Origin of the sequence: Cupriavidus basilensis OR16, assembly GCF_000243095.1 — a bacterium.
Taxonomy (GTDB): domain Bacteria; phylum Pseudomonadota; class Gammaproteobacteria; order Burkholderiales; family Burkholderiaceae; genus Cupriavidus; species Cupriavidus basilensis_D.
In genome coordinates this window covers 1-581 of sequence record NZ_AHJE01000219.1, presented here as the reverse complement: position 1 = coordinate 581, position 581 = coordinate 1, and the positions used below count along the sequence as shown (strand labels likewise).

The following is a 581-nucleotide window of genomic DNA, read 5'->3' as shown; positions in this document are numbered from 1 at the left end:
TTAAGGCGATACTCAAACATGGGTCCCTCTTTTCCGCTCTTTTCGCCGAATCCCGAGGCGCCCCATACGGCCTCGACACACCCCCACGGCTCGCTTCGCATCGCGCGTGGGTGAATCCCGCCCTTCAGGCGGGATTCACGGCTATGCCGAATCGTTGACCTGGCGATATCGTTCCCGTTCCCATCGGTTGGCTCCCCTCTCCCGTTTGCGGCAGGGGCCGGGGGAGTGGGCGGGCGTGCCTTGTGGCGCTCGCCCTCGATCTCCTACTTGTTCACCATCCGCGCCGGCACTGACAGCGTCAACGCCGCGCCCGCCATCAGACACGCCGCCAGCAGATACATCCCCGAGTCGGTGCTCTGCGTCAGGTCCTTCAGCCAGCCTACGGCGTATGGGCTGATAAACCCAGCCAGGTTGCCCAGCGAGTTGATCAGCGCAATCCCCGCGGCTGCGCCGGTGCCTGCCAGGAAGGCGGTCGGCAGGCTCCAGAAGAGCGGCAGGGTGGTCAGGATGCCGATGGTGGCAAGCGTCAGGCCAAGCAGCGCCAGCACGGTGTTGTTGTGCCATTGCACCGATAGCACCAG

The 581-nt window shown here is 64.9% G+C and carries 1 pseudogene; it reads right to left on the bottom strand.

Annotation, left to right across the window (positions count from 1 at the left end):
- Positions 1-263 precede the first annotated feature (263 nt).
- Positions 264-581: pseudogene (locus OR16_RS38185) on the bottom strand (MFS transporter); the annotation flags it as partial.